Source organism: Microcoleus sp. Pol12A5 (genome assembly GCF_036701435.1).
Lineage (GTDB): Bacteria > Cyanobacteriota > Cyanobacteriia > Cyanobacteriales > Microcoleaceae > Microcoleus.
Genome location: NZ_JAUBQU010000251.1, coordinates 1 through 2,782 on the forward strand (window position 1 = coordinate 1; position 2,782 = coordinate 2,782).

Here is a 2,782-nt window from a genome sequence, read left to right on the forward strand (position 1 = left end):
CTCAGGAAATTTGTACCTCGAAGTGTACAGATTGTAGAAAAACTCTTGGAATTGGGAGTTAAATTATGTTCAAGTAAGCAAATCGAAAATTATTTTGCTCACTGCTGTTACTGTACCTTTTCGTCACGCAAAGTGCTGTAGAGAGAAGTTGTAAGGAAATAAAATTTCGCGTTTTGCAGTCTACAGCGGGTCTGAAGGATTTGTGTAAATAAAAGAAAAATGGTAAGCTCAAATTTAAGAAAAAAAAGGAGGAGACAAGAGTTAGTGGGAGCATCGGGCGATCGCGCTCATGTAGGAAAGAAAAAAAGCAGAAAAAAATGTTAAATAAGTCACAAAAAGATTTGATAGAGTTACAATTAGAAGAGTTGTAAAACTTTATTTTACATACAAAATATATCATGGAGTGGAAAAGAGGGCAAGGGGAACAGTCAAGAAAGAACGGTAGTCAAATCGAATATTTGACGGTTTTGCGAACTTGAGAACCACGAATTAAGGTAGTAGTGGAAATAGGAGGCGATGGCGCCTTTCGCTGGACTCCCCTAAAAGATGCTTGAATCGCAGCTTAAACTCAAGTTGAAGGCGATCGCAGCCATTTTAGAGTTGTGATTTTTATTTACGCACTGCTTGCTTGCATAGGCTGCTACATACAAGATATTGAGGGGCGGTTTAAGGTACTTGAGGATCGAGATAGGTAGAATACTTTGCTGCTAAATGTTGAGGGTGTATAAACAATGACTATCCCAAGTTTAAAACTAAAAATTGCTAATAATGATGGGAACCCTTGGTTTCATCCATTGCTGGTGCTAATATGGATAGCTATTGGCACAGTTTTACGCTTTACTAATTTGGCAGATAAGCCACCTTCAACAATTGAGATAGCAACGTTAATTTTTAGTTTGGGAAATAGTTTGCAGACGATACCGCTAGATAGTGCGATCGCGCTTGATACCCTCTTGCAGCCATTACAAGTGAATTCTCAAGCTAATATCACCTCAGTCATCCACAATTTGATGACAGAAAGCACCCATCCTCCAGTTTATTTTGTGCTGGCTCATTTGTGGATGAAACTATTTTCGACCGAGGCGGGTTTAGTTTCTTTATGGGCCGCTAGAGCGCTTCCTGCGATTCTCGGTGTCGCCTCAGTTCCAGCTATGTTTTGCTTTGGTTTTGTAGCATTTCGATCTCGTTTAATAGCTCAAATGGCGGCCGCAATGATGGCGGTTTCTCCCTACGGGATATTTATCGCCCAAGAAGCTCGACACTACACTTTACCAGTTTTATTAATTATCGCTTCTTTGTGCTGTTTGGTAATAGCAACTCGCACTATAAATAATCGTAGCATTTTACCAATTTGGGCAGGATTACTTTGGGTAGTAGTTAACTGTTCAGGGATTGCAACACATTACTTTTTTGTTCTCGTTGTCGCTGCTGAAGGTTTAAGTTTAATAGCTGTTATTTGGATAAAAAAACGGACAGAGCGCCAGGAAAAATTAGATTTAGATTCGACTCAAGATTTAACCCTCACTCCTCAATTACTAATTCCCAATTCTCTATTCCGAATCTACACGGTTGCTGCGGGTACGTTGGTGGGATGTTTAGTTTGGCTTCCGGCATTGCGTACAGCTTCTGAAAGTGAAATGACGCGCTGGATTTATGAGGGAAAAAACCCGATTGAATTGCTAGAACCAGCACCCAGAGTTTTAGCGTGGATGGTGACAATGTTGGCATTATTGCCAGTGGAAGGAGTATCTTTACTAGCGATTTTTGCCTCTGGTTTGGCATTGTTAATTTTCATGTTTTTTGCTTTGCCAATTTTGATTAGAGGTCTTAAAATTAAGTTAGGAGAATCACATGGTAGCTTAATTACTCAAGTTTTAGGCGGGTTTATGTTGGGTGCGATCGCCATCTTTTTAGGGACTACCTACATTTTGGGTGCCGATCTAACTTTGGCGGCTCGTTATCAGTTTGTCTACTTTCCCGCTGTTATCATTTTGCTCGCAGTAAGTTTGGCTGTTTGTTGGGAAAATCAATACTTAGAAACAAACAATAAATTAAGTCAATTTTTAAAATTGCCAATTCTAGCGTTAAAAATAGACGGAAGAAAAGCAGTAACAATCATCTTATTAATGGGTTTACTTGGTAGTATGACAGTTGTTTCAAATTTTGGCTTTCAAAAATCCAAACGCCCCGATATTTTAGTTCCCCACATTGTTAAAATACAGTCAGCATCGCCAAAGATTCCTGTTTTAATTGCCACTGTTCGCAAAAGTCACTCAGAAACAAGAGCTATGATGGGGATAGCGTGGGAATTTAAACGTTTATCTAGTTCATCTTTGAGTACAAAGTCTCAACCAAATTATCCTCAATTTCTTTTAGCAAAAAAAGATAGTGATTCTCAAACTGCGACAGATGCACTGCACAAAACTTTAGCTCAAATGCCAAAAATTTTGGATTTGTGGACGATAAATTTTACAGCTTCAGTGGAAGGAAAAGGGCGAAACTGTACGATTGATTCGCAACCTCAACCCAAAATAGCTGGCTATAAATACCGATTTTATCACTGTTTATAATTGTAGAATTGGAGGATTATGACAATTTATTTCTACAGCTTCTATAGCGTTTCTCTGTCTGGTGAGGTACATAAACGATTCCCCTAAATCCTCCTTAATAAGCTATTCGCGAGGTAGAAGTGTCAACCTTAATCCTGTTTCCAATATTGGTAAGCCGCATAGGCTAAGGTGACAGCGCCGGTGACGATCGCAGATTCATCAACCTCAAATTG

General features: G+C 39.2%; 1 protein-coding gene and 1 pseudogene. Both read left to right on the forward strand.

Going from position 1 to position 2,782, the window contains the following annotated elements:
- Window positions 1-485 precede the first annotated feature (485 nt).
- Window positions 486-554, forward strand: a pseudogene (locus QUA45_RS28445) (NAD(P)H-quinone oxidoreductase); the annotation flags it as partial.
- A 177-nt stretch (window positions 555-731) separates the two neighbouring features.
- Window positions 732-2,570, forward strand: coding sequence for a hypothetical protein (locus QUA45_RS28450; RefSeq protein ID WP_333223260.1), 1,839 nt, complete (start codon window positions 732-734; stop codon window positions 2,568-2,570).
- Window positions 2,571-2,782: the final 212 nt, after the last annotated feature.

Bases quoted from the DNA above. Each gene is read 5' to 3' on its own strand.
- QUA45_RS28450 (WP_333223260.1), top strand. From the start codon at position 732: ATGACTATCCCAAGTTTAAAACTAAAAATTGCTAATAATGATGGGAAC.